The organism is Mobiluncus holmesii ATCC 35242 (assembly GCF_000185445.1).
Classification (GTDB): Bacteria; Actinomycetota; Actinomycetes; order Actinomycetales; family Actinomycetaceae; genus Mobiluncus; species Mobiluncus curtisii.
Map to the genome: position 1 here is coordinate 1049774 of NZ_GL622346.1, position 20733 is coordinate 1070506.

General features: G+C 57.0%; 22 protein-coding genes. 11 read left to right on the forward strand and 11 right to left on the reverse strand.

Translation table 11 applies throughout. The features are described from left to right. Nucleotides 1–76 precede the first annotated feature (76 nt). The 3 genes from HMPREF0576_RS04510 to moaC form a co-directional block, all read right to left on the reverse strand. Nucleotides 77–973, reverse strand: a complete 897-nt coding sequence (locus HMPREF0576_RS04510) for an ABC transporter substrate-binding protein (protein WP_004010875.1) — start codon at nt 971–973, stop codon at nt 77–79. An 84-nt stretch (nt 974–1057) separates the two neighbouring features. Beyond that, nucleotides 1058–1573, reverse strand: coding sequence for a MogA/MoaB family molybdenum cofactor biosynthesis protein (locus HMPREF0576_RS04515; RefSeq protein WP_004010876.1), 516 nt, complete (start codon nt 1571–1573; stop codon nt 1058–1060). After that, nucleotides 1570–2052, reverse strand: a complete 483-nt coding sequence (gene moaC / locus HMPREF0576_RS04520) for a cyclic pyranopterin monophosphate synthase MoaC (protein ID WP_004007021.1) — start codon at nt 2050–2052, stop codon at nt 1570–1572. The genes HMPREF0576_RS04515 and moaC overlap by 4 nt, the downstream gene beginning before the upstream one ends. 97 nt (nt 2053–2149) lie before the next feature. On the opposite strand from moaC, the gene HMPREF0576_RS04525 reads away from it, so the two are divergent. The 3 genes from HMPREF0576_RS04525 to tatC are packed head-to-tail and all read left to right on the forward strand — an operon-like array spanning nt 2150 to nt 3669. Beyond that, complete coding sequence (locus HMPREF0576_RS04525; protein ID WP_004007022.1) at nt 2150–2581, forward strand: twin-arginine translocase TatA/TatE family subunit; 432 nt, start codon at nt 2150–2152, stop codon at nt 2579–2581. 45 nt (nt 2582–2626) lie between these two features. Then, nucleotides 2627–2893: a Sec-independent protein translocase subunit TatA/TatB gene (locus HMPREF0576_RS04530; protein WP_004007023.1), complete on the forward strand. Its 267-nt coding sequence runs from the start codon at nt 2627–2629 to the stop codon at nt 2891–2893. A gap of 8 nt (nt 2894–2901) precedes the next feature. Next, nucleotides 2902–3669: a twin-arginine translocase subunit TatC gene (gene tatC, locus HMPREF0576_RS04535; RefSeq protein WP_004010877.1), complete on the forward strand. Its 768-nt coding sequence runs from the start codon at nt 2902–2904 to the stop codon at nt 3667–3669. Nucleotides 3670–3696: 27 nt separating this feature from the next. On the opposite strand, the gene HMPREF0576_RS04540 is transcribed toward tatC, so the two are convergent. The 4 genes from HMPREF0576_RS04540 to moaA form a co-directional block, all read right to left on the reverse strand. Continuing rightward, nucleotides 3697–4953, reverse strand: coding sequence for a molybdopterin molybdotransferase MoeA (locus HMPREF0576_RS04540; protein WP_004010878.1), 1257 nt, complete (start codon nt 4951–4953; stop codon nt 3697–3699). After that, entirely contained in the window at nt 4950–6182 is a 1233-nt protein-coding gene (locus HMPREF0576_RS04545) for a ThiF family adenylyltransferase (protein ID WP_004010879.1), read from the reverse strand. Before HMPREF0576_RS04545 ends, HMPREF0576_RS04540 begins: the two co-directional genes overlap by 4 nt. Before the next feature lie 249 nt (nt 6183–6431). Beyond that, nucleotides 6432–6716: a hypothetical protein gene (locus HMPREF0576_RS04550; RefSeq protein ID WP_004007027.1), complete on the reverse strand. Its 285-nt coding sequence runs from the start codon at nt 6714–6716 to the stop codon at nt 6432–6434. A 2-nt stretch (nt 6717–6718) separates the two neighbouring features. Continuing rightward, nucleotides 6719–7807, reverse strand: coding sequence for a GTP 3',8-cyclase MoaA (gene moaA / locus HMPREF0576_RS04555; protein ID WP_004010881.1), 1089 nt, complete (start codon nt 7805–7807; stop codon nt 6719–6721). 177 nt (nt 7808–7984) lie between these two features. Here moaA and HMPREF0576_RS04560 point away from each other — a divergent pair, with 177 nt between their 5' ends. The 5 genes from HMPREF0576_RS04560 to HMPREF0576_RS04580 all read left to right on the forward strand — a co-directional run bounded on the left by HMPREF0576_RS04560 (nt 7985) and on the right by HMPREF0576_RS04580 (nt 11622). Further along, nucleotides 7985–8263, forward strand: coding sequence for a DUF6457 domain-containing protein (locus HMPREF0576_RS04560; RefSeq protein WP_236585856.1), 279 nt, complete (start codon nt 7985–7987; stop codon nt 8261–8263). 93 nt (nt 8264–8356) lie between these two features. Continuing rightward, nucleotides 8357–8752, forward strand: a complete 396-nt coding sequence (locus HMPREF0576_RS04565) for a TOBE domain-containing protein (protein WP_004007030.1) — start codon at nt 8357–8359, stop codon at nt 8750–8752. Between the two features lie 84 nt (nt 8753–8836). Continuing rightward, nucleotides 8837–9649 (forward strand): molybdate ABC transporter substrate-binding protein, encoded by an 813-nt coding sequence (gene modA, locus HMPREF0576_RS04570; RefSeq protein WP_004010882.1) that lies wholly within the window; start codon nt 8837–8839, stop codon nt 9647–9649. A 9-nt stretch (nt 9650–9658) separates the two neighbouring features. Beyond that, nucleotides 9659–10486: an ABC transporter permease gene (locus tag HMPREF0576_RS04575; RefSeq protein WP_004010883.1), complete on the forward strand. Its 828-nt coding sequence runs from the start codon at nt 9659–9661 to the stop codon at nt 10484–10486. Further along, nucleotides 10483–11622, forward strand: a complete 1140-nt coding sequence (locus HMPREF0576_RS04580) for a sulfate/molybdate ABC transporter ATP-binding protein (protein WP_036324264.1) — start codon at nt 10483–10485, stop codon at nt 11620–11622. The genes HMPREF0576_RS04575 and HMPREF0576_RS04580 overlap by 4 nt, the downstream gene beginning before the upstream one ends. Nucleotides 11623–11726: 104 nt before the next feature. Here the strand turns inward: HMPREF0576_RS04580 and HMPREF0576_RS04585 are convergent, their stop codons facing one another. Both HMPREF0576_RS04585 and HMPREF0576_RS04590 read right to left on the reverse strand, forming a co-directional pair. Continuing rightward, a complete protein-coding gene (locus tag HMPREF0576_RS04585; RefSeq protein ID WP_004010885.1) occupies nt 11727–12614 on the reverse strand; it encodes an HNH endonuclease family protein in 888 nt (295 codons plus the stop codon). Further along, entirely contained in the window at nt 12611–13909 is a 1299-nt protein-coding gene (locus HMPREF0576_RS04590; RefSeq protein WP_004010886.1) for a DNA methyltransferase, read from the reverse strand. The genes HMPREF0576_RS04585 and HMPREF0576_RS04590 overlap by 4 nt, the downstream gene beginning before the upstream one ends. 143 nt (nt 13910–14052) lie before the next feature. Here HMPREF0576_RS04590 and HMPREF0576_RS04595 point away from each other — a divergent pair, with 143 nt between their 5' ends. Then, on the forward strand, nt 14053–14571 hold the full coding sequence (locus HMPREF0576_RS04595; RefSeq protein ID WP_004007037.1) for a YbjN domain-containing protein: 519 nt from the start codon (nt 14053–14055) through the stop codon (nt 14569–14571). A 3-nt stretch (nt 14572–14574) separates the two neighbouring features. Here HMPREF0576_RS04595 and HMPREF0576_RS04600 read toward each other — a convergent pair whose 3' ends face one another. Beyond that, on the reverse strand, nt 14575–16005 hold the full coding sequence (locus HMPREF0576_RS04600; RefSeq protein WP_004007038.1) for an FAD-dependent oxidoreductase: 1431 nt from the start codon (nt 16003–16005) through the stop codon (nt 14575–14577). 151 nt (nt 16006–16156) lie between these two features. After that, entirely contained in the window at nt 16157–17008 is an 852-nt protein-coding gene (locus HMPREF0576_RS04605) for an SDR family oxidoreductase (protein WP_004010888.1), read from the reverse strand. Between the two features lie 126 nt (nt 17009–17134). On the opposite strand from HMPREF0576_RS04605, the gene proC reads away from it, so the two are divergent. Next, the gene (gene proC / locus HMPREF0576_RS04610; protein WP_004010889.1) at nt 17135–17947 is read left to right on the forward strand and encodes a pyrroline-5-carboxylate reductase; all 813 of its coding nucleotides are present in this window, start codon (nt 17135–17137) and stop codon (nt 17945–17947) included. Between the two features lie 85 nt (nt 17948–18032). Continuing rightward, on the forward strand, nt 18033–20690 hold the full coding sequence (gene valS, locus HMPREF0576_RS04615) for a valine--tRNA ligase (RefSeq protein ID WP_004010890.1): 2658 nt from the start codon (nt 18033–18035) through the stop codon (nt 20688–20690). Nucleotides 20691–20733: the final 43 nt, after the last annotated feature.

A 20733-nucleotide genomic window follows, 5' to 3' on the forward strand; every position in this document is an offset into this window, starting at 1 on the left:
CTCTCCTTCCCAGAGAGGAAACCACCTAAACTTTACTAGCCTATAGTATCCCAAAGTATGGAATATGAATTTGAATTCACGCAATTGGCGGGTTTAGCGTCGCATAGTGCAGTGCAATGGATTCTTCCCCCCACGTGGAAAGAACGTTATTTAACAACCCCGTATCAATCATCTTTTGCAGACCGGCCTGCACGGCTTTCGCCAGTTCTGGATTATCTTTCGCAATAGCCGGACCCTGGGGAGCCACGTGGAAAGCCTCGCCCACGGTGGCAAACTTTGGATTCCGCGACTCGGCATAAGCCATAATCGGACTCTCCCCAATAATGGCATCCAACGTTCCCGCCGCAACCTGCTGTATCAAATCTTCTTGATTATCACTTGAAACAATCTGTATAGCTGGTTTTCCAGCCTTTAAACATGATGCGCTTACATCTTGCAGTGCGTTTTCTTGGCTGGTTTCTGATTTAGCGGCTACCTTGAGTCCACAGGGATTCGCGGGATCGAAATTCTTAGGGTTTCCCCCCTGCGTGCCGTAAATAAATCCCGCCTGAATGTAGGAAATCATATTAACCTGAGCCATCCGGCTCTTCTTAATGGTGATGGATGCCATACCAAGGTCATAAGTTCCGTCATTAACTTTGGGAATAATCGCATCGAAGTCTTCATCACTAATTTTGAGTTCCGACACCCCCATCAGCCTTGACAAGGCTTTTAAGACATCTACCTCGTAACCCGTAGGCTGATTATTGTCGTCGAGAAACATAGCGGGGGAATAAGGAATATCCATCGCTACGCGTAACGTCTCCCGGTTTGCCTGCGGAACCATCGCCACAATCTCAGGGTCAGGTTTAATGGAATCAAAATTATATGATTTAACGCCAGCTGCACTGGTCGAACCCGCACAGGATGCCAGCGTTCCTGCCAACAGAACAGCACCCGCTGCTGCCGAAATTTTTTTCATTACAGACCTCATTATCTTTATTCTCCTCCCCAGGGGAAACAGTCTACGATGTTTACATTAACATGGTACCGCTGGGGTGGAAAGATAAGAATATTTTCAGGAATTTGTCCGGTCTAAAATCTCCAAGACATGCCCCAATACCGGTGTGAGGACCTCTATCGTGTCCCGCACCGCACCCGGAGAACCGGGGGCGCACACCACCAGTGCGGCTCCCGCCTGCCGCGTGGAAATCCCCACCACCGGACGAGACAGCATCCCCAGAGGCGCAGCCTGCCGATTACGTTCCAGTAGCGCGGCTTCGGCGCCGCTTAAACGTGCTACCACCAGGCTCTCCACAGCTTCAGGAGTGAGGTCACGCGGGCTAATCCCCGTCCCTCCCGTCGTAAAGACTAATCGCGCACCACTGTGGCACGCTGCCGCTACGGCCTGGTGCACAGAATCCACACCATCAGGAACCACCATCGGCCCGCTCACCACAAATCCCAGTTCAGACAACATTTCTACCGCCAACGGACCGGACCGATCCGAGTTCACACCCGCAGAAACGGAATCAGAAACCGTAATGACGTAAGCCGGTGTCTCCGGCGGTAACGATTGGGCAGCATGAGTCATGATTCTCGCTCCCAGGTCCCCGAACGACCGCCGGACTTATAAGTCACGAAGGCTTCCCGTAAAGTAATCTGGCGATCTACCCCTTTTAGCATGTCCACCAGCGCCAATGCTCCCACGGTTACCGCGGTCAGAGCCTCCATCTCAACTCCGGTACGTTCTACGCACTTCACCGTAGAACGCAGAATCACCTCGTTGCCTTCCGAGGTGATGTCTAGGGCAACATAGGTAATCCCCAAGGGGTGTGCCAGCGGGAGCAGCTCCGGGGTGCGTTTCACCGCCTGGATACCGGCGATGCGCGCCACCGCTAGGGCGTCTCCTTTCGGGACACGATTATCGCGTAAAGCCGCGGCTACCTGGGGCGACACGCTGACTATGGCTTGCGCACGCGCTTCGCGCAACGTTTCATTTTTCGCTGACACGTCCACCATCCGAGCCTCGCCGTGTTCGTTCAGGTGGTTCATGGGTAGGGTATTTTCCATCACAAGTCTCCCCGTAGACACCCCGGTTCGGGGTCTGTTTCCTCATCTGACCCTTTTAATATATGCAGGAAATTGTTTCCCTGACTAGAATTGTCACGTGGAATTTTTTGGGATAAGCGGTTCGGAGCTGCTGCTCATTTTAGTCGTAGGCGTCATCGTCATTGGTCCACGGAACGCGGCTCAGGCTCTGCTCTGGTTCAAAAAAGTCATCGAGTGGTTGCGGGAATGGTCCGCTCGGCTACGCGAAGAAGCAAATTTCACCAAGTCCGGCTTGAGCGTTGACTTAAGCAGCTTTGATCCACGAGAATACGACCCCCGCAAGATGATTAAAGACGCCGTCGCCGAAGAAATGCAGCTGTGGATGGAACAAGTCGCTGACATAGAAAAAGCCGCTAGCACCGAGAAAACCGTCACCACTGACCTTGTGACGAAAAAATCCACAGACACCCCCAAACCATCGATTGACTCTGCCCCCGGCGATTCCCCCACGGAGCCACCAGCTGCCCCCCGGCAAGAAAAGCCCGCGTAAACTGGTAAGCTGGTAATGATTTAGCCAGTTAAAAAGGAGAAACTTATGGTTCCGGCGCATGTGATGTTGTTCAGCGTAAGCCCCTTGGTGTGGATTACTGTCATCATTATTTTGGTCGTGGTTTTTGGTGCCTCGAAGCTGCCGGAGATTGCTCGCAACGTAGGCAAGTCTGCGAAAGTCCTGAAAGAAGAACTCAACGATTTGACCGAGGACACCAAATCTGACGGCAGAGTAATTGAGGGTCAGAATGACACCACTGCGGACAATTCCGCGAAAACTGACCCGACTTCTGGCAACGGTGCCGCTCAGTAATCCCGCGCGTGCCTGCTGAGAAATTACCTGACAAGAAACGTGATGCCCGCTCTGAAGGCGTCATGTCAGTCACCGCTCACCTCGCTGAGCTGCGCAGACGTCTGATTTGGTCATTTGTGGGCATCGCCCTGGCGACAATTGGGGGATGGTTTCTCTACGAATTCGCGCTGGCGCACATCACTGCCCCCATGAAAGACGTCGCTGGCGCGAACCTAAACTTTCAAACTATCGGCGCGGCGTTTGACCTGAAAATCCGCGTGTCCCTGTGGTTGGGGGTGCTGCTGGCTTCACCGTGGTGGATTTTTCAGCTAGTGGCTTTCATCTGGCCCGGTCTGCGACGCCGAGAACGCCTGTGGATGTTGATATTCGGTGTCGCTGGTGTCATCTTGTTCGCTGCCGGAGCAGTTTTCGGCGATTGGACCGCACCGCGAGCCGTGTCGATTCTGTCCTCGTTCACTCCCCCGGATTCGGCGATGCTGCTACAGGCAGATTCCTATATCAAGTTCTATATTCGCCTGGTTTTAGCGTTCGGGATTTCTTTCCTGATTCCCGAGATTTTGGTCATGCTGAACTTCCTGGGGGTGCTCAAAGCCCGCACCATGTTAAAGGGCTGGCGTTGGGCAACCATGGTGGCGTTTATTTTTTCGGCTATCGCCAACCCACTGCCAACTCCGTGGCCCGTCATTTTGCAGGCCTGCGCCCTGCTGGCACTGTATTTCCTGGCGGTTGGAATCGCGGCGCTCCACGATTGGCTCCGTTCCCGGAACGCTACCTAAGTCCCACGGTTCCACGCCTCTCCGAGGTTAAATTTCGATGACTTTCACAATCGACCACGGCGCCACAGACTCAACATCCCGGTCAATCAGCATCAAGGCGTTCGCTTTATGCAGCGAAGCCACCAAGTGAGACTTCGACCCCAAGCGGTGAGTACGCTGCACCGTGGGGGTTTCCCCCGGCTGTCCCGGCGTCAAACGGACGGGCACCACCTGGACTTTCCCACGTGGCGAAGTCCACTCCTCCACTACGGTCGCTTCCCGGCAGACATGCGCCTGGTCAGGATCCCGACCACTGAGTTTCGCCAGAACTGGCAGCACAAACAGATGCCAGGAAACAAAAACCGAAACCGGGTTTCCCGGCAGGGTCAACACCGGGACGCGGCGCCCCCCACTTACCTCGACGAAGCCGTAACCTTGAGGTTTGCCCGGTTGTAAAGCAACTCGTGCAAAATGGAATCCCCATTCACTGACGCCCTGTTTCACCACTTCATACGCGCCGGCAGAAACCCCTCCCGAAGTCACGACCAAGTCGCTCGTCTCTGCAACCTGGCGCAAGGTTTCTCTAAACTGTGCCACATCATCCCCGCATTGTCCTGCAAAGCTCACCTCCGCCTGGGCCACACGTGCCAAGGCTGCTGCCAGAGACGAGTTAGAATCCGGAATCATCGACCCTTCCAGCGATGCCCCCGCCCCTGCCAGTTCAGAACCGGTGGCAATAATTCCCACCCGCACTCGTGGGAACACCGTAACTTTGGCATAGCCTCCCGAGATAGCCGAAGCAATCGCCCCCGGACTCATGACCTCGCCAGCAGCCAGGACTTCGCTGCCCACCGGCAGGTCCTCACCTGCCCGACGCACGTTCGCCCCAGCTCGCGGAACACGATGAATAGTGACCTGTTCCGGTAGCGGAACCGGACCGGGCTTTTGATCCGTGTCCTCCACTTTCACCACCGTGTCCGCCCCCGCAGGCATTTTTGCGCCGGTCATAATCCGCCACGCCTGACCCGGCTGGCAATCCGCGCTCGGATCTGTGCCCGCCGGAATATCGCCCGCCACCGGCAATGTTACAGAACCGTCAACCGGCAGCCCCGCACTGTTGAAAGCGAAGCCGTCCATCGCCGAGTTCGTAAAGGGCGGAACCGACAGCCGGGAGATGACGGGTTCTGCCAAAGTCAGCCCCAAAGAGTCGCCCACGGGAAGCTCCCGCGGGGCTAGGGGAACGATTTCAGCCAGGAGACTCGCCAAAAAGTCTTGGTAATCAAGCAATTTTTCGGTGTTACTCATGATTTCTCTCCTTTACGGTCACCAGTCTCACCGGACAGGGTTTCGGAATAGTTTGGGTTCGGGAATTGGGCAGCAGCGCGAGTCGAATAATCCACCACGTTCCATTTGCCCCTGCGGGCATCCCCAATAACCAGGCGTCCGATGAGGGGCTCCCCCCAACCGGCAACCATTTTGAGGACTTCGGTAGCCATCAGCGACCCGGCTTGCCCGCAGACCGGGCCGAGAATACCCACTGTAGCCGAGTCTGGAGTACTCGCGGGCGGGGGCTGAGTCGGATACAACGTGCGCAAACACGTCCCGACCGCTGGGGAAAACACACTGACCTCGAAGTTTGTTCCGACTGCGGAGCCCCACACTAGGGGGCGGGATAACTTCGCGCAAGTGTCAGAAATCAGGTATTTCGAAGCAAACGTATCGGTGGCATCCACCACCAGGTCATATCGAGAGATAATCGCGGCGGCGTTCTGTGCATCCAACGAAGGCTCCGCACTGACATTCACTTCGGGATTCAACGCGCGGACGGTGGCAGCGGCAGAAGCCGTTTTTAGCTCGCCTTGGCGGTTAAACGGGTGAATGACTTGGCGCCCCAAGTTGCTCAAGCTCACCGTGTCACCGTCAGCAATCCCCAGGGCTCCCCCCGCTGCAGACAGGCCGACCCCGGCAGCAGCGAGGTAAGCAATGATGGGTGAACCCAGCCCGCCAGCGCCAACCACCAGGACTTTTGCACTCATAACACGATCCTGACCGGACGCCCCAAACCCCGGAATCGCACAGTGGGCAGCGTAGCGGCTCTGGGGCTGAAAGTCCGTATCGACGTTCGACCACACCGCATCACCCTCGGAAAAAACCTGTTTCTTCCAAACAGGAACCCGGTCTTTAACGGCATCAATCAGCCAAGACACCGTAGAAAAAGCAGCCCGTCGGTGCGCGGCAGAAACCCCCGCCAAAACAGCTACTTCACCAATCGACAGGTGCCCCACGCGATGCAGCACCGCCACCTCCTGGACACCAGGAACCGCGCTGGCCTCACTGGCGATCTGTTGCAATTCGCCGGCAGCATCCGGGTGAGCGCTATAGGTAATCGCCTCCACCCCGCGCCCCTGGTCATGGTTGCGCACCCGACCGATGAACACGAGCTGGCAGCCTGCGGTAGGCGCGGTGAAGTTCGCCTCGAACCGCGCTGGATCTAAAGGCTTATTGGTCAAGTCCGCTTGCAGTATGGTCGCCAAAGAGTCTCCTATGAATTGATTTTTGCGTTAGTTGGATGTGCGGTTCAGGGGCACTCCCTTTTTAAGGAACGCTCGCTGCGAATGCAAACCATTGCATTCGCACACCGCGAGCGACTCCAACGGCTAGCTCACGAGCGCTCCGCGCTCTGCTTTATATTTTATTAAGGAACGCTCGCTGCGAATGCAAACCATTGCATTCGCACACCGCGAGCGACTCCAACGGCTAGCTCACGAGCGCTCCGCGCTCTGCTAGCCGCCAGCAAACGGCGGTAAAACATCGATGGTGAGGTCGGTGAGATCATCGAGGTCCGCGAGGCGCTTCTGTCCCGATTCGCGCAGCCCCCCCACCAGGTATGACGAAATGGAAAGCACCCGATTCAAGTCACTGCCGCATCCGCCAGCCTGAGCCGCTGTCTCCGCCACACTCAAATCCCGCGCTACCTGTACCGTCGCCACATCAGTACCCGCCGCTTCCGCCGCGGCCGCGAAAAACCGCACTTGCACCCCAACCGTGTCACCGTCATTTTCCCGCATCTTTACCCCCCAATCTGAGCCATCGGAATCGTGGGAGAGTGAAAATCCTGCTGTCCCAAGCCGTGTCCGGAAGGTTTTTCCCAGGTCACCCCAGCCCACGCTTGAGCCAGTTCATCATCGCTAGCCCCGCTGCGCAGCAGCATCCCCAGGTCACAGCTCAAGTCAGAGAACAAACAGGGACGCACTACCCCGGTCGGGGAAAGTCGGGTTCGATTACAGTTTGCACAGAAAGGCGCCGAAACTGAGGAAATTATCCCCATCGTCCCCAAACGTTGGGTGCGGGCGGAGTTAAACACGACAAAACGAGTCGCCGGGGCGTGAATATCAACGTTGTCTCGCACCGGCTCCAGGTGAAACTCACGTTCCAAAGTCGGACGCAGTTGAGAAAAATCCAGCTGTTGCGTGGAGTCGACCCGAACCGCGTGTGGACCAAATGGCATGTATTCAATGGCGCGCCACTCGATACCCCGCTCCAAACAAAATCGCAGCAACTCCGGAGCTTCCCGCAGACTGACGCGGTCCAACATCACCGTGTTCATTTTCACCGTCTGAAAGCCGGCGGACAGGGCAGCATCTATCCCTGCCAGAGCCTTCGCGAGCTCATCGCGCCCGGCAATTTGGGCAAACCGGTTCGGGTCGAGCGTATCCAGAGAAATATTAATGCGCCGGATTCCTGTCGCCCGTAATGCCGCGGCCAGCGGCGCCAAGCTACGTGCATTCGTGGTCAGTGCCAACTGGGGATCCAGACCTGCTGAGACGAAAGACTCACGAACGCCAGCTGCAATCTCTAACAAATCCGGTCGCAACAGGGGCTCCCCACCGGTCAGACGAACCTGAGTAATCCCCAAACGGTGTATTGCTATACCCGCTAAACGCAAAATTTCCGAGGCGTCCAGCAGCTCCCGGCGTGGCACCCATTTCACACCCCCGCGCGGCAGGCAATACGAACAGCGCAAGTCGCAGCGATCAGTCACCGACAAGCGCAAGTCACGCGCCGTCCGTCCCCAGCTGTCTCGCAGTGGCACAGTCCGAGCAGAGGTCAGCGGAGCCACCTGGCTCACACGATTGACTCGCGTTAGCGTCTCCGTCAAACCTGCCTACTTCCTCAGCGATGGGTGTATCAGGTCATTCTATCGCGTCGCCATGATTATTCCAGTTCACTAGGCATTTTCGGTTCGTCCTCGCTCCCTGTTGCTTTTACCATTATGCTGAAAGGTGCGAGCCAAACGGCTCGGCATATTTTTAACCACATGAGTCGAGGAGCAGACATGGCAACAGAAAATCGCAAGGACGACCCAGAAAAAATGGCAAAAATGGCAGCGTGGCTACAAGCCGCCAGCCGAGAGCTCCAGCTGCCCGGAGAGACTATTGCCCCCGTCCAGGAGGAACTGCTGAATCTCATCAGCGAAGTCGCACATGGACCGTCTCGTCCGGGGGCTCCCCTGACGGCTTTCCTGGTCGGATATGCCGCGGGTGGAGATATAGAGAAAGCGGCTGTGAATGTAGCCAAACTTCGCGACCTGGTCGCCCAGTACCCCGCGGATTGAAACTACACAGACACTGTCAGCCACAAGGCGGTTTCCGCAAATTCTGGTCAAACCTCGGAAAATATCCGCAGAATTTAAGATAAGGTGGCAAGTATGTCTCAGTTACGGATTAAGGATGCCGCGAATTTACTGGGTGTCAGCGATGATACGCTGCGACGCTGGATAGACGCCGGTCATCTCAGTGCCGGAACCGATAGCGCGGGACGCAAGGTTGTAGACGGGGCTGAACTGGCGATACTAGCCCAGGATAAAGCCAAAGATTTCGGTGACACGGATTCCACGGGTTCCATCTCTGCCCGCAACCATTTCCGCGGTCTGGTCACCAAAGTTGTTTCGGACAAAGTCATGAGTCAGGTGGAACTGCAGTGCGGTCCCTTCCGCGTGGTGTCCCTCATTTCTACCGAGTCGGTGAAAGAACTCGGACTGGTGCCCGGCGCGGTCGCCACCGCCCGAGTCAAAGCCACGAATGTCGTAATTGATGCATCTTAGGGAAAACCTAACGACACCCTAGGCTCACCACGATGAAACTGCCGGAACCGGAGAATCGCCGAACCGGCTATTGCGAAAGGAAAAATGTTGAAAAAATTCGCACGTCTCGGAGCAGGCTTGGCAATCCTCACCCTGGCTGCAACCGGTCTCACGGCTTGCGGTTCGGACAACTCGAAACCTGCAGACTCCGAACCGAGTAAAACCGCCGACGCCAAGATGATTCAGGTGTTTGCTGCGGCTTCTCTCAAGGCCAGTTTTTCTGAGCTGGGGGAAGCCTTCGAAAAGGAAAACCCCGACATTACCGTAAAGTTCAACTTCGACGGCTCCTCCTCTCTGTTCGATCAGATGCAAGGTGGCGCCAAAGCGGACGTGTTCGCCTCCGCTGACGAAAAGAACATGAAGAAAGCCACCGACGCGGGTCTGAACGCCGGCGAGCCCAGCATTTTTGTGAACAATACCCTGACTCTGGCAGTCCCGAAAGGAAACCCAGCCGGGGTCACCGGTCTGAATGACTCTCTCAACGGCAAGAAGCTGGTAATTTGCGCTGACGGGGTTCCCTGTGGCAATGCTTACCGTGAACTGGCGCAAAAGGTCGGTTTCACCGGTCAAGCCGTGTCCGAAGAGACTTCGGTCAAGGACGTGATGGGTAAGGTCGTCAGCGGAGAAGCCGACGCGGGCGTGGTGTACCAGACCGACGCTTTGGCAGAAAAGGACTCGGTGAACACTATCGAGATTCCTGGCTCTGACACCGTGGTCAATGCTTACCCGATTATGGTCACCAAGATGGCTGCAGAAAATGGCAACGACGCTGCAGCGAAAGCGTTCGTGGACTTTGTGTTGTCTGATGCAGCGCAAAAGGTCTTTGCCAAGTACGGGTTCATGAGCCCCGCTAAGTAAGGTTTCGCGTTGAACGCTAATAACCACGGTTTTCCCCGCTGGCTGTATTTGCCAGCGGGGATAGCCTTACTGTTGGTCGTTTTGCCAATTTTGGGGCTCATGGTGCGGGTGCCGTGGATCCGTCTGGCAGAAATCCTGACCCGCGACGAGTCCCGTGATGCTCTGCTGTTGAGTCTGCGCACCTGCCTGGTGTCGCTGGTTCTGGTGCTGATTCTCGGCACGCCCCTGGCGTTGTTGATTTCGCGCACCGAGGGTTTTTGGGCGTATGTGTGGCGCACTTTTGCAGTCCTACCCATGGTGTTGCCACCGGTCGTAGCTGGTTTAGCGCTCTTGGTGACACTGGGACGGCGCGGTGTAGTAGGTCAATATCTGTCTCTAGCTGGTATTGAGATTGGGTTCACCACCATCGCCGTGGTGCTGGGACAAACATTCGTGGCAATGCCTTACTATGTGGTGTCCTTAGAGTCCGCGCTGCGCACTTTTGATTCCGGTTATGAGCGAATTGCGGCGACTTTGGGGGCGTCTCCGACTTATGTCTTGCGCCGCGTTACGTTGCCCTTGCTGACCCCTGCCATAGTCGGGGGCGCCACCATGGCTTTTGCCCGCGCCTTGGGCGAGTTCGGGGCGACCCTGACTTTCGCGGGCTCTCTGCAGGGGGTGACCCGCACCCTCCCCCAGGCAATCTATTTGTTGCGCGAGGACGACTCTGACCTGGCTTTAACGCTGTCTGTAGTGCTGGTACTGCTGGCTGCTACCATGATGGGATTGTCTGCCATTTTTACCACTCGCCGCACCAAACAGCTCACCATGCAACTGGAAAATGGTGATGACCAGTGATTTCTAGTTCTGAGACCGCAGCAAACTCTGCGAAGCACCCCGCTGCCCCCATGGCCGGAGGAGAAGTCCTGGTGAACGCGGGCATCACGGAACGCAATGTCACCGTACAGTGTGCTTTTCCGGCGGGGCTGATTACCGCCATCGTCGGACCGAACGGAGCCGGCAAGTCCACTATTTTAGGGATGATTTCCGGGCTGCTGACTCCCGATTCGGGCGAGGTTCGCAGCGGAGAAACGGTATTTGCTGATGCCACCCAATCTCTGCCGCCCCATCAGCGTCCCGTCGCGATGCTTACCCAAAAGCCTCTGTTGTTTCCTCACCTGAGCGTGCTGGAAAACGTGGCGTTTGGTCCCCGCGCCCGGCATCTGTCACGTTCTGAATCACGGCGTATCGCGCGCCAAGAGTTAGCGGCGGTAGGCGCTTTGGAACTGGCGGATCGTCCTGCCACGGCTCTGTCCGGAGGGCAGTCGCAGCGCGTGGCTTTGGCTCGTGCTCTGGCGACGCACCCGCAAGTCGTGCTGTTGGACGAACCATTTTCCGCCCTTGACGTTGAAACTTCTGCGAAAATGCGGGAAGTTTTGTCAAAGCGGCTGCGTCAAGAGCCGCGACCCACGGTGATTTTTGTGACCCACGATCCCCTCGATGTATGGATGCTGGCTGATCACGTAGTCGCCATTGAAAACGGGCATTTGATTGGGGAAGGCACCGTGGTAGAAATGCTGGGTCAGCCTGCCACGAAGTTCTTGGAAAATCTGTCCGGAATGAACCTGTTGGCTGGGGTCATTGAGGAATCCGACGAGGTCGCCACCGTTAATGCCAATGGGGTGGAACTGATCGGACTGTGGCAAGGAAACAGTCATCCGGGTCCCCAAACCCCAGCTCTCACCGCTTTTGCCCCGCAATCTGTGGCTCTGTTCGACACACCCGTTTCTGGCTCTCCGCGCAATACCTGGCAGGCGCGCGTCACGGACATCACGCCGCGATGTGCGGTGCAGTGGATCAGTTTGAATCTAGCAGGGGGGCAAAGCATTCAAGCCGTGTTGACCCCACAGGCAGTCAATGCTCTGCATCTGGCTCCCGGTTCACCCATTTATGCTGAGGTCAAAGCCACGCAAATTACGGTGTATCCGCGTTAAATTTTTGAGAAGCGGAAATATAAGGTGAAAATAGCGCGGTAGCTGTCATTATTGGCAGCTACCGCCCAAATCCCACCTTATAATCCCCAATCTCAGTTTGATATCTATGGAATTGGCTCCCGGGGGCACTCTTTCAGCACCCCCATCATGGCCTGTTTCTCTGCCGGGGTCACCCACAGTCCGTATTTCGCTTTCACCGCAATCTGACGCGCCACGTAAGCACAGCGGTAATCTCGCGCAGGTGGCAGCCATGCAGCCGCATCTTGAGATTGTTTATCCTGGTTTACCTGACCTTTTACTGCTTCCAAGTTCAGCGGGTCGTTGGCAATAGCCTCCCGTTCCTGCTGGCTGAGCTGCTGTCCGCCGGTACGCCACACGTTACCCAACGCCACCACGTGGTCAATCTGGACCGCGTCGGAGGTTTCCTGTGACCGCCTAAAATCAATAGTTTCCCCGGTGTACTTGTCGTGCAGGACGCCACTTTGCACCACGCAGTGCGCGGGGGTGGTGGGCGTAGCCGCCCGGTATTGCACATTCTCTAGGTCGCGAGCCAGCACCTCGTTGCGGGTATTACAATCGTTGCCGTCGAGGTCCAGCCACCCCTTGCCGAACAGTCGCTCGCGGTCAAAATCGTGGAAAGGATCTTTGTCACGTACTTCCAGTTTGTCCAACACGTCCCTGGCGAGGGTTCCCGTTGTTTTCCCGGCGGCGTCACGAGTTCGTTCTCCGGCGTTCCCGGATTGGCTGGTGGAATGGGTCCGGTCACCGCCGAGGAGCCCGAAGAACCAGCCGTCATCCCCGACAAACTGGGTACCCAAACCGGTCACTGCCACCACGGCGAACGCTACCAGAGCCAGGCTGCGTCCGCGCTGGTTACGGTTCGAGCTCTTGCCGAACCACCCGTCCCACGGTGCGACCTGCGGAGTTTCCGGTTCCAGACCGGGATTTTCCTCCGGGGTGAAGCCCTGACCGATTTTGTCCAATTTGCTCATGTTTCCAGCCTAACGAAGTAATCTTGTCCGGTCACATCTGCCACCAGCGCCACCCCACGAGCATTCTCCCCACAGTCGGCGAAATCGATGACCGCGTCTCGTGACGGCGCCATCACGGCGCGGGGAACGAAAACACCATCGGAAAAACCGGCAAAATTCGGGTCAATAGCTGCCCAATCCACCAGCTCTATCCAATCCAGTTGGTCGGAATTTCCGGTTGTTTCGACCTTAGCTGGGGGCTCTGTTACCGTGGTGGCGTCCAATTTTGCGACGCTGGTGGCAACTTCTCGCCCCAGCAATTCCAAGTTCTCTACGATTCGGTGCGCATTCCAGGACGCAGTTTCCCGCCAAACTCCAAAGCCAACCCCGGTTTGCACCAGGCGCCGCCGCGCCAAATGCACCCCCAAACTATTGCGTTCTATCCCCAGGAAACGTCGTCCCAGCTGAGCTGCTGCCACCAGGGTGGAACCGGAGCCGGCAAAGCAATCCATCACCAGTCCCCCCGGCGGACACGCCGCGTCAATAGCGCGTTGCATGACTTCCAGCGGTTTTTGAGTTGGATACCCTACCCAGGTATCAGAATGATTTGGCGGCCGGGGAATCTGCCAAACATCGGGTGCAACCATGCCCTGCGGATTAAACAGCTTGCGACGCTTGGGAGAAATGGCAGCGTTATACGCTACACGTACCGCATCGGGGTCAAAATAGTAGCGGCGCCGGTCGCGGGCATAAAACAGGATAGTGTCGTGTTTGTGACCGAAAGCCCGCCGCGACCCCCCGCCCGAAGCGTAAGCCCACACAATCTCATTAATGAGGTTGCTCCCCCCGAATACCTCATCCATGACCAAGCGCAGCGCAGCGGAGGAATGCCAATCGCAGTGGAGAAATATCGTCCCCGTTGGCGACATGAATTGGCGTAGCAATGTCAGTCTCTCGTAAAGATTTTGTATGTAATCTGCGGTTTGCCAACGGTCGCCGTATTGTTTCACGGTGATGGTGCGTTTCGAGTCACCTCGATGATGGGTCCGAATTCGTTGCACATAATCTGTCCCGGAGTTAAACGGTGGATCAATATAGATACAGTCAACGCTGCCCTCATATTGGGGCAGCAATCCACTCATGACCTGCAGGTTTTCCCCGACATAAATGCGATTTTCGTTCCCTGATACCGCCGTTTCAATCCCTAACATTTCCCGATACCGTTCGGCAGGGACGTAAGGTCGAGGTGTCACCAGTTCCACTTCGTGTTTTCCGCGCCATGTCAAAGCCAGTTCCGGGGATTTTTCCTGCACCATTCCATCCTACTGTGGGCAGGTCAGCCGGTAATAACCAGCCGAAATCGGGTGTCTCGGCGCTTTCACCTCCAGTGAAATTTCACGCCCGGACCTGGAGCAGTCGGCTAAAATGGAAGCTGCAGCCATACAGGAGGAGGCGAATCATGAGTGGGGATAGCGGGAATCTTTTCGATAATCCTTTCGAGTCTCCTTTCGACAGCGTGCCTTTTTCGGTTAATCGGCTGCCCAACCTGACCCGCGACCGGGTTAAAAAAGTCTTGGAAAGTCATAAGTGGAGCTACCAGGTCAATCATGACGGGGATGTGGGCGGAGCCTGGCAAAACGGTATCTATTATTTTCAAGTCACCGGCGAAAAAGACACCATCCTCTGTGTACGCGGCACTTGGCGCGGGGAACCGGAGCTGGACGACTTCATCCTGATTAACTCGATTTGTAACCGCTGGAACACCGAGTATTACTGGCCGAAAGCCTACGCACGGGTCACCGAAGACCGCGAAGTCTATGTGCATACGGAACTGCCAATCAGCTGGCGCAACGGCCTGACAGATGCGCAGCTGGACGAACAGGTTCGCTGTGCACTGGAGTCCAGCGAGGATTTCTTTGAACAGCTGGAACAGCAGCTACCCAACGCAATGCCTCAACCGGACGAAGATTCCGAATAAACGTTAGCTGGGCAACATCCACCATAGGGCGCGACCTTTCGCCCGGTAACGTTCCAAGAAACGTTCCGTCCGTACCGCCCAGTATGGTCCCAAGCCGTGACGCACTCGCAATACCTGTCGCGCCGCGTCACTGCTTTTCTTTGGGTAGGTCAGCTCGGCATAAAAGCCTCGCGAGGAAATCAACCCGTAATCCCAACATAAGCTCAACACCGTCTCGATTTCTTCCAGAGTTTCGGGCAAAACTTTGTTTTTTTGACCTGTCAGTTCTTCGATAATCAAGTCCGAAACCTGTCGGCTCATTAAATGCGCCATATCGCGGGTTTGCATGGGGACAGGTGTCGGGGCAGAATCTTTACCTTCCACAAGTTCGCGCGTGTCCATCGCAATAGCCGAACCAATTCCGAAAATATTGCGATGAGTAGGATTGCGGAAAGTCCGCGGCAGCAGAGTCACCACCTGGCCGGAACCGTTCTGCTGGGTTTTGGCATCCACCCGCAGCCGCCCCCAGCCATCGTACAAGTCACCACGCAAATCCGCTCCGTTGGCGTCATACACTGACAGGGGGGTGAGCACCCGCGCTGCCTCCACCGCCACCAAATCGCATTCCATTTCTCCGGGCTGACCCTCGCCATGCACCGGAACGAAACGCACCCTCCGCCCATTTATCGATGCTAGGCGCATATCTTGGTGCAGAATCAGGCGGTGAGACTCAATGAGATGCACCAGCGCGGTCTGCATGTCTTCTTCCATCTTCGGTTCATCGGTGTGACCGTACATCCAAGGTCGCCCAGCATCGAAAAAGTGCAGTTCCACCCGCGAACGCAGAAAAGCGGCTCGCAGCACCTCGTCCACGCACAGAGCATATTCCAGCGCCCCGTAAAACCCACCCATACCGCGGGCGGAACGACCGATAGCAATCACTTTCGGCTTGTCGTCCACCGGGGAATCCTGCAGTTCAAACAGCAAGCGGCGAAGCTCCGCTTCCCCCGCGATGGCGCTATCCAGACGATCCAGGACACAGGTCGGCACCGTGGTGGCTTCTGCAGGAATGCCTGCCACCCGATCAATGTCATGCCCGGTGGCAATGACCAGGTAATCGTAGGGCACGCGCGCGACCTGCCCCTCGAGGTGCGAGCCGGTAAAAGTCATCTGGACTTGAGGACGCGGGTCGTCCCGGTAGCCCTTGGGGTAGACCGCGGTAGCCATGCCTTGATGGAAGATGATACCTTTGCGCCGATAAAGCGGACCGAGCTGGACAGTTTGACGCTGCGCCAACTGCAAGCCGGAAGCAATCTGCGCCATGACATCGGGATTCGTCCAGGTTGAACTCGGACTGATAACGATGACGTCATGATCGTCTTTCAGGCGGTGTTTTAAGCCGAGGGCTGTCGAATGACCTGCCATTCCTGCGCCTATGACAACTATCCGCGCCATCTTAATATCCTTTTCTTTTCAGGAGTTCCGCCGAAAACGTTGCCCCGCAACGTTTTTTCATCGGCTCCACCCCACCACGCGCCGACACACACTCGCTACGCTCGCTGTCGGCACGCCAACCCGCGCCTATAACTACAATCCGCGCCATGGTTCACTTAGCCGGTTTTTCCAGTCGAACTTTGATAGTGCTGGTAGCTTGTTCCACAGGTTTGATTTTAAGCTGGTCGATATTCACGTGCGCGGGCAGGCTTAGGGTCCATTCAATAGCCTGGGCAATGTCCGCCCCCACCAGCGGATAATCCACTCCGCCGTACACCCCTGCAGCTTGTTCCCGGTCCTCCAGACGAGAGAGGGAAAATTCCGGGGTTTGTACCAACCCCGGCATAATCTCGATAATGCGAATCGGTTTCCCCACCAGCTCTAGGCGCAGCGTCTCGGGCAGCATCGCCTCGGCGTGTTTGGCGGCAGTATAGCCCGCCCCTCCCGGATATGTCTCGTGACCGGCAGTTGAAGTGACGAACACTAAATCCCCGCCCCCGTGAGCCAGCATGTGTGGCAGGAAAGCCTGCGTAACCTGCAGGGAAGACAAAACATTGATGCTGTACATGGTTTTCCACCGCTCCAGCTTTGCCTCCATCACGGTGTCAGTGCCCCTGGCTCCCCCGGCATTATTGACCACCGCGTCCACGACCTGTCCCTCTGCCGTAGCCCACGCAAACAGCGCCTGCACATGCTCAGGGACAGTTAGGTCGGCAGCAAAAGCCGCGCAACCCGTCTCATGAGACAGCGCTGCCAGCCTTTCGGCGCGCCGCGAGGTTGACAGGACGTCCCACCCAGAGGCGCACAGCCGCTTCACGGTTTCCCACCCGATTCCGGTAGAAGCCCCGGTCACCAGCACTCGTCCCGGCTGACGAGCCGGGCGGGTCTCGGGGAATGCGATTCCAAAACTTTGAGGGTCAAGAGTCTGTGCGGACGGCTTTACCGGTCCGGGTGTGAAGCTCATTTTCGCTCACCTTTCCAGAATTTTTGGCTACGGGGGCACGCTATAGACTTAGCCTATAAGAAAACGACACCAGCGGTTCCTTTCCAACGCGGGGAATAAACCGCGGACACCAGGAAAAGAGGCAAGATGAAACTCGGTTTTATTGGCATGGGTGCCATGGGCTCTGCAATTGCGGCGGGAGCCCTGCGGCGCGGCTTCGTCAAAGCCTGCGACCTGAGTTTTTCTGATGCCAGTGTGACTCCGGGATCGCATCCACTGACCAAAGAGTTTGGAGCCTCACAAGCGGCTTCTAACCGGGAACTGGTCGCGGCGGTTGACGCGGTGGTCGTCGCCGTGAAACCGAAACACATCGGCGCAGTCCTCACCGAAATTGCCCCGGAGCTGGGAGGAAAGCTGGTCATTTCCATCGCCGGAGGGGTCGGGCTGGACCATCTGGAGGGCCGGCTGTCCCCGGACACCCCCATTGTGCGGGTCATGCCAAACCTGAACGCCCAGGTCAACGCCGCCATGTCGGCCTTGTGCGCGAACGCGGCGGTAACCCCGGAACAAAAGCAGTACGCCCTGGGGCTGTTCAACGCGGTGGGCCGCACGGTCGAGCTGGAAGAATCCTTGTTCCCCGCATTTACCGCTATTGCTGGTTGCGCCCCCGCCTGGACTTATACCTACGTGGAAGCCTTGGCAAAAGCCGGTGTGGCGGCGGGTCTGACGAAAGCGGCGGCCATCGAATCCGCGACCCAGATGCTGTTAGGCTCTGCCCTCATGCTGCAAGATGGTCTGGAAAAGGGCGCTCACCCCGGTCAACTGATCGATAGAGTGTGCTCCCCTGGCGGCTCCACCATTGCCGGTCTGCTGGCAGGCGAAGACGCCGGATTCTCCCGGGCCGTAGCACACATGGTTGAGGGCGCGATGGCAGGAGATGCCAAAGCAACCCAGAAATAATCCCCACCCCGCCAAATGCGTTAGGGCAGCAGGAACGCAAGCGGGTAAACTATTGCAGGTAAATCACAACGATAAAAGGAAAACGATGACCGAGAGACTGAAAGCTCCGAGAGTACCTGAAAAGACAACCCTGGACGGCATTGAGGACAAATGGCGCGAGGTATGGACACAGAAACAAACCTACGCTTTTGATCCCGACACCAAGCGGGAAGCCGTTTATTCTATCGACACCCCGCCCCCCACTGTCTCTGGCTCGCTGCATGTCGGTCACGTGTTTTCCTATACACACACGGATGTGGTGGCGCGTTATCAGCGGATGCGCGGCAAGAACGTGTTTTACCCGATGGGCTGGGACGACAATGGTCTGCCCACCGAACGTCGGGTGCAAAACTATTTCGGGGTCCGCTGCGACCCATCCTTGCCCTATGTACCCAATTTCACCCCACCGTACGAGGGCGGGGAAGGCAAGTCCATTAAGAATGCTGACCAGGTGCCAATCAGCCGCAAAAACTTCGTGGAGCTGTGTGAACGCTTGACCTCTCAGGACGAAAAACAGTTCGAGGAGCTCTGGCGCACGCTGGGACTGTCAATCGACTGGTCCTACACGATGCAGACTATCGGCAAGCCTGCGCAAAAGGTGGCACAGACGTTTTTCCTGCGTAACTTTGCCCGTGGCGAGGTGTACGCTGCCGAAGCGCCAGGTCTGTGGGATGTCACGTTCCAGACCGCGGTGGCGCAAGCTGAGCTGGAGGCGCGTGACTATCCCGGTTCCTACCATTCTTTTGCGTTCCATCGCGAAGACGGCAAGGGCGACATCGTGATTGAAACGACCCGTCCGGAACTGCTGGGGGCGTGCTGTGCGCTGATTGCCCACCCTGATGACGAACGCTACACCGATTTGTTCGGCACCTACGTGACTTCACCAGGGTTTGATGTGCGGGTTCCCGTATTGGCTCACCCCGAGGCGGAGATGGACAAGGGTTCCGGTATCGCCATGTGCTGTACTTTCGGCGACCTGGTGGATGTGGATTGGTGGCGGGATTTGCAACTGCCGACCAGGGCTATCCTGCGCAAGGACGGTCGGATTATTCCTGACGTGCCAGACTGGATAACTTCCGAGCGCGGTCGGGCGCTGTATCAGGAAACTGCTGGAAAAACGACGTTCTCTGCCCGCAAAGCCATCGTTGAGGCGTTGCGGGAATCCGGGGAAATGCTGGGGGATCCGAAACCGACCCAGCGGATGACGAACTTTTACGAAAAAGGCGACAAGCCCCTGGAAATCGTGACTTCACGCCAGTGGTATATCCGTAATGGCGGTCGTCCCTATTCCCGCACCGCGGGGGGCACAGATTTGCGCGAGGAACTGTTGGCGCGCGGTCGTGAACTCGACTTTGTGCCTGATTTCATGCGGGTTCGCTACGAGAACTGGGTCAACGGTTTGAACACCGACTGGCTCATTTCCCGCCAACGTTTCTTCGGGGTGCCGCTGCCTCTGTGGTATCCCGTTAAGGATTCTGGCGAAACAGACTTTGACCACCCGATTTTGCCCAGCGAGGATATGCTGCCCATCGATCCCACCACGGATACCCCCACCGGATTTACTGAATCTCAGCGTGGCGTGCCGGGCGGTTTCGTGGCAGAAGTCGACATTATGGACACTTGGGCTACCTCCAGTCTGACTCCCGAAATCTATTCCGGTTTTGGACGCGATGAAAAGCTGTTTGCCGCGACTTTCCCGATGGATTTGCGTCCTCAAGGTCAAGACATCATTCGTACTTGGCTGTTCTCTACCGTGGTGCGGTCGCATCTGGAGTTTGATACTCTCCCGTGGCGTCAAGCCGCGATTTCGGGCTGGATTTTGGATCCTGACCACAAAAAGATGTCTAAGTCCAAAGGCAACGTGGTGACCCCGATGGCACTGCTGGAAAAACATTCTTCCGACGCGGTGCGTTATTGGGCAGCCTCAGCCCGGTTAGGGACGGACGCGGCCTTTGACGAAGGCGAGATGAAGGTCGGACGGCGTTTGGCTATCAAGCTGTTGAACGCGTCGAAGTTCGCGCTCTCCATGGGCGGGGACGCCGACCTGGTCTTGGATCCGGCGCTGGTAACCGTCGAGGTAGACCGGTCTTTAATTGCTACCTTAGCGGAAGTTATCGCGTCTGCTACCAAGGCTTTTGAAGAAATGAACCATGCTCGTGCCCTGGAGGTGACCGAGAGTTTCTTCTGGACCTTGTGTGATGATTACTTGGAGCTGGTAAAGGATCGCGCTTACGGCAAGGATCCGGCGGCCGACAGCGCCGCGGTCGCTTCCGCGCGCACGACCCTGGCACTGGCTATTGATAGCGTGGTGCGTCTGCTCGCACCGTTCTTGCCTTTCACGACGGAGGAAGTGTGGTCCTGGTATCGCACCGGATCGGTGCATCGAGCAGCTTGGCCCAGCACTGACGGCTTGGATAGCGTGAGTGGCAATCCCGAGGTGCTGCAGGCAGCCGGCGGGGCACTGTCGGTTCTCCGTAAGGTCAAGTCGGATGCCAAAGTGTCTCAACGCACCCCGTTCTTGCACGCTACAGTGACTTTCCCCGCCTCCGCAGTTGCCTGCGCCGAGGCGGCTCGAGCTGACCTTATGGCAGCCAACCACGTGGAGGGCAATCTGGAGTTAGTCGCTGGCGAGGTTGAATCCCCGCAAGTCAGCGCAGCTGAGCTGGGCGAGCCCCCGGCGAAACCGACAAAACCGGCGAAGTAACTGAGACCCGACCCCGCTGATGAAGTCACGACGCAGCGGCGCT

What these genes read in the sequence shown, in the direction of transcription:
- HMPREF0576_RS04590 (WP_004010886.1), bottom strand. Translation starts at nt 13,909, where the DNA reads ATGGTGCAGGAAAAATCCCCGGAACTGGCTTTGACATGGCGCGGAAAA.
- HMPREF0576_RS04560 (WP_236585856.1), top strand. Translation starts at nt 7,985, where the DNA reads ATGGCAACAGAAAATCGCAAGGACGACCCAGAAAAAATGGCAAAAATG.
- HMPREF0576_RS04600 (WP_004007038.1), bottom strand. Translation starts at nt 16,005, where the DNA reads ATGGCGCGGATAGTTGTCATAGGCGCAGGAATGGCAGGTCATTCGACA.
- HMPREF0576_RS04605 (WP_004010888.1), bottom strand. Translation starts at nt 17,008, where the DNA reads ATGAGCTTCACACCCGGACCGGTAAAGCCGTCCGCACAGACTCTTGAC.
- HMPREF0576_RS04585 (WP_004010885.1), bottom strand. Translation starts at nt 12,614, where the DNA reads ATGAGCAAATTGGACAAAATCGGTCAGGGCTTCACCCCGGAGGAAAAT.
- HMPREF0576_RS04595 (WP_004007037.1), top strand. Translation starts at nt 14,053, where the DNA reads ATGAGTGGGGATAGCGGGAATCTTTTCGATAATCCTTTCGAGTCTCCT.
- proC (WP_004010889.1), top strand. Translation starts at nt 17,135, where the DNA reads ATGAAACTCGGTTTTATTGGCATGGGTGCCATGGGCTCTGCAATTGCG.
- HMPREF0576_RS04565 (WP_004007030.1), top strand. Translation starts at nt 8,357, where the DNA reads ATGTCTCAGTTACGGATTAAGGATGCCGCGAATTTACTGGGTGTCAGC.
- HMPREF0576_RS04540 (WP_004010878.1), bottom strand. Translation starts at nt 4,953, where the DNA reads ATGAGTAACACCGAAAAATTGCTTGATTACCAAGACTTTTTGGCGAGT.
- HMPREF0576_RS04510 (WP_004010875.1), bottom strand. Translation starts at nt 973, where the DNA reads ATGAGGTCTGTAATGAAAAAAATTTCGGCAGCAGCGGGTGCTGTTCTG.
- valS (WP_004010890.1), top strand. Translation starts at nt 18,033, where the DNA reads ATGACCGAGAGACTGAAAGCTCCGAGAGTACCTGAAAAGACAACCCTG.
- HMPREF0576_RS04550 (WP_004007027.1), bottom strand. Translation starts at nt 6,716, where the DNA reads ATGCGGGAAAATGACGGTGACACGGTTGGGGTGCAAGTGCGGTTTTTC.
- HMPREF0576_RS04515 (WP_004010876.1), bottom strand. Translation starts at nt 1,573, where the DNA reads ATGACTCATGCTGCCCAATCGTTACCGCCGGAGACACCGGCTTACGTC.
- moaC (WP_004007021.1), bottom strand. Translation starts at nt 2,052, where the DNA reads ATGGAAAATACCCTACCCATGAACCACCTGAACGAACACGGCGAGGCT.
- HMPREF0576_RS04530 (WP_004007023.1), top strand. Translation starts at nt 2,627, where the DNA reads ATGGTTCCGGCGCATGTGATGTTGTTCAGCGTAAGCCCCTTGGTGTGG.
- modA (WP_004010882.1), top strand. Translation starts at nt 8,837, where the DNA reads ATGTTGAAAAAATTCGCACGTCTCGGAGCAGGCTTGGCAATCCTCACC.